General features: G+C 55.7%; 4 protein-coding genes. All 4 read right to left on the bottom strand.

What is annotated here, in order from left to right; translation table 11 throughout:
* A partial coding sequence (locus K8V32_RS11300; protein WP_303907392.1) for an OsmC family peroxiredoxin occupies window positions 1-433 on the bottom strand: 433 nt, incomplete at its 3' end.
* 153 nt (window positions 434-586) lie between these two features.
* On the bottom strand, window positions 587-1111 hold the full coding sequence (locus tag K8V32_RS11295) for a 2'-5' RNA ligase family protein (protein WP_303907389.1): 525 nt from the start codon (window positions 1109-1111) through the stop codon (window positions 587-589).
* Between the two features lie 367 nt (window positions 1112-1478).
* Complete coding sequence (locus tag K8V32_RS11290) at window positions 1479-2333, bottom strand: glycerophosphodiester phosphodiesterase family protein (RefSeq protein WP_303907386.1); 855 nt, start codon at window positions 2331-2333, stop codon at window positions 1479-1481.
* 25 nt (window positions 2334-2358) lie between these two features.
* Window positions 2359-2799 (bottom strand): YtoQ family protein, encoded by a 441-nt coding sequence (locus K8V32_RS11285; RefSeq protein WP_303907383.1) that lies wholly within the window; start codon window positions 2797-2799, stop codon window positions 2359-2361.
* Window positions 2800-3523 lie beyond the last annotated feature (724 nt).

Genomic DNA, 3523 nt, shown 5'->3' with positions numbered 1-3523 from the left:
CGAGTGTGGCGTTCAAAGTGATTTCCACGCCCTGTAGTGCTTTCGACACGGGACAGGTTTCCTTGGCTTCGTTTGCAAGACGCTGGAAGTCTGCTTCGTCGATATTTTCGATAGTGGAGTTGTTGATCAGTTCGATGCCGGTGATGCCACCTTCAGCGATATTGAAGGTGACGTTTGCGGTGCTCTCGATTGTGGTTGGTGGTGTGCCATTCTCGGCGAGCATGTTCGAAAACTGCATTGAGAAGCAAGTGGCTAGGGCAGCACCGATGAGTTCCTCGGGTGAGGTGGTGCCGCGTTCTGACTCCTCAGAGCGGGCTTTCCAGTGCGTTGGGAAAGTACCGAGCTGAGATGTCTCCAGACTGGTGGTTCCGCTGCCGGATTTGAGATCGCCGTTCCAGACGGCTTTTGCTGAATTCGTGACTGGACGAGGCATGGATTCTCCTCAAAACGGATGGCACGATCACAGGTAGTGACCGTGTTTGGCGCTCACTGTATCACCGACCGAGGGAATTCAACAGGGACTATATTTTGCGTATTTTCGCCGCTACGACGTTATCCGTCTTGCTATACGTTCAAGCGGTCTGGCTTAGCAGCTATTACAGGATGCCTTCGTCCCGGCAAGAACCGTCAGCTCCCGAGCTCGCGGCCGCCAAAATGCTGCTCGGACCGCCGTAAACTCTTTGAGGTGTGCCGAGGTTAGTTCGTCGAGTGCGCGTATATAATCTGGGATAATTTCACGGGGCAGCCTGAGGCCGACCGTCAGATGTGGAATCCAGCGTGGTCCACGCCCATCAGGATTCAGCGCACTGATCTGACGAGCAGCTATCTCCAGCTCGTCAGTGGTTTCTAGAAGCCACGCGACAGTTTGTTTACGTTTCGTTCCAAATACTACGCTGCCCACGCGTTGAAACGCGGCTGGGATAACAGGCGGAAGTAACTCGGCCGCGCGTTGTACAACGTCATCGTGCATATTCGGAGAGAACGTAATGGTGATGTGAGGAGTCTGCTGCTGTGCCGGAAATCCTCGCTCTTCCAGACGTGTGAAGACATCCCGCACCTGTTGTTCATCATCTTCTGACAGATGCAAAAGAATGTTCTCCGGCGATGCCATGCCTAATGCCCCTTCTTCCTGCGGCCAACGCACTTGTCTCTACCTACAGCACGTTACAACTGGCATCTAGGTTTGGTCGATTGTTAGCGGTCCGGTTGTGTAGATGGGTCTGTTATCCACAATCGCAGTCTGATACCAGCCCTGCGATGGAATTCATGTCTATCGTTGACACCACTTCACGATAGAAACGCATGAGAGGACTATCATACGATGGGGTCGTAGAAACTCGTTGCAGTTGCAAACACGTTTCCGGATGCAGCTGACTTGGAACGCTGCCTTCGAAGCACCGAAGCGTCGTGGCTTTCGGTGACGAGGGGTTGGCGGTTCTCGCGTCCAATCGTTTGGTCTGCCGTCATCGCCTCACTGTTCACGATTCATGATGCTGTTCCCACTGCGGCCATGCTCCCCTTGGGCCAAACACCCGGGCAATTGCTGGCCCGTTATCAGTCACAATTCCGTCGACGCCCATTGCCAGAAGGCTTTGCATCTGTTGTGGGTCATTGATCACCCACGCATGCACAGCGATACCCGCGGTGTGGCAGGCATCGACAAACTGCTGTGTCACCACCCGGATTGGCCCTTTGCGTATCGGAACCTGGACCGCATCGAGCGGGAGCTTCCGACGCAGTCTACGAGCCACGGTCTTGAACGCACCTGTGCGGTGGGCTAATAGCAACTGGGCGACCGTTTCCATACCGCCCGATGATGCCACGGGCGGGTCCGTTGGACGCAGACTATTGAAGAAGAGTCGTCGATGGGTATCTCGAAATGAAGCGATGAGTACCCGGTCCCAGGCGTTTTGGCGGCGCAGAATCTCTACCATCGGTGCAGCTGAAGCGCGGTCTTTCAGGTCAACGTTGAACCGCGTCGTCGGGAACATCGAGAGCAACTCTTCAAAGAGCACAAGCGGCTCCGAAATCTGCTCGTCCCTGGGTGCCGCACCGATGATCTGCACGGATGCCAGCTCATCCCACGTGGTGCCGCCGAGTTTTCCGGTCCCCGTGGTGATACGGTCGAGGGTCTCATCGTGGAACACCACGACCTTGTTGTCTGCGGTGGTGCGCACATCGATTTCGATATATCCGAAGCCGGCGTCAACAGCGCGACGTACCGCGGTCAGGGTGTTCTCGCGTTGAATGTCGGCTCCACGATGGGCCAATGCGATCGGCCAGTCGGATTGGCCCGGCAGCGAGTTAGCAAAATACGGGTGGGGTGACGGCATACGTTTCGATTACCGACAGTCGTGATCAAGCTTTCAGTACATAGCGCAGGATCTCAACTACCTGATCGGTCGTGGTACACCAGGCTTGTGCTGCCGCATCGACCTCTTTGAGCGGGTGCACAATGTCGGCGTCGTGCAGGGTCACGTATGGTTTGCCCAGGGCTGCGCAGTAGCCTGCGTCGAAGGCAGCGTTCCACTGTTTGTATTGGTCCCCGAACCGCACGACGACCATGTCGGCTTGTTCGATGAGTGTGCGCGTGCGAATAGCATTGACCTTAGAGGATTGATGGTCGCGCCAGAACTGACTATCGGTTTCGCCCAGATGATCGCCGGCAGCGTCGCTAGCAGGGTGATCGGTTACCGGTGCGGTGAACACCACGTCCAGCCCGGCGGCTTCTGCACCGCGCTGAATTTCGTCACGCCAATCGGTGTGAATCTCGCCAGAAAGATAGACAGAAAAAGTCATGACTTCAATACTCCTGTATCGCATGTAGCCGGATTTGTTCTGCGTATTCGTTTACCAGCCTACTAGGTTCAAGATTTGATGCCAGAGTCCCTCCTGAGCGCTCGCCAAACGGCGGGCGCCATAGGATGATCTGGCCGAGTCTGGTTCCGAGACCAGCACTGAGAATATGCTATTTGTTCGAGCGGGAGCCCCTGACAGATCCACTGCCGTAGGGTTGCCGGCGGTGATCACAGCCAGGACGTCCTGGGCTCATCTTCTCGTACATGTTGATGCAAAATCAGCAGACGATACTGTAAACAGGTTTTCAACCAGGGTTCGTTCGTGTCGTCGGTCGGTAGTTCAGTGGCGCCGTAGTTTCTTAGTTACGCCCGGTACGGTAGTCGATCGAACATGTAACGTACGGATCCGATGTCTTTTATGAGACGAGTCAGAGCATTAGGGATGTGAGCAGGCGGCATCAGTGAAAATGCCTGGGCCACCTACCGCAAACCCAAACCTGACTACTTCGGCACTAGTCAAACACTGCGCAGCTGCCATGACCGCAGCAAGTTACGAAAGGAACCCATAGCACGGGAGCCACCGTGATCGCCATCGCCATCGCACGATGCCCGCCATCTACCTGTCCGGTGCAACAGGCACGAAAACCGTGACAGTGCCCGACGTACCCACGACTCATTCGGGCCGGATCGCGTAGGCATTCGCAGCCAAAAATCCGAAATCTCCC

The sequence above is a fragment of the Enteractinococcus helveticum genome, assembly GCF_020742345.1.
Lineage (GTDB): Bacteria > Actinomycetota > Actinomycetes > Actinomycetales > Micrococcaceae > Yaniella > Yaniella helvetica_A.
Note: the sequence above shows the minus strand (reverse complement) of the source record. Positions and strands in the feature narration are given on the sequence as shown.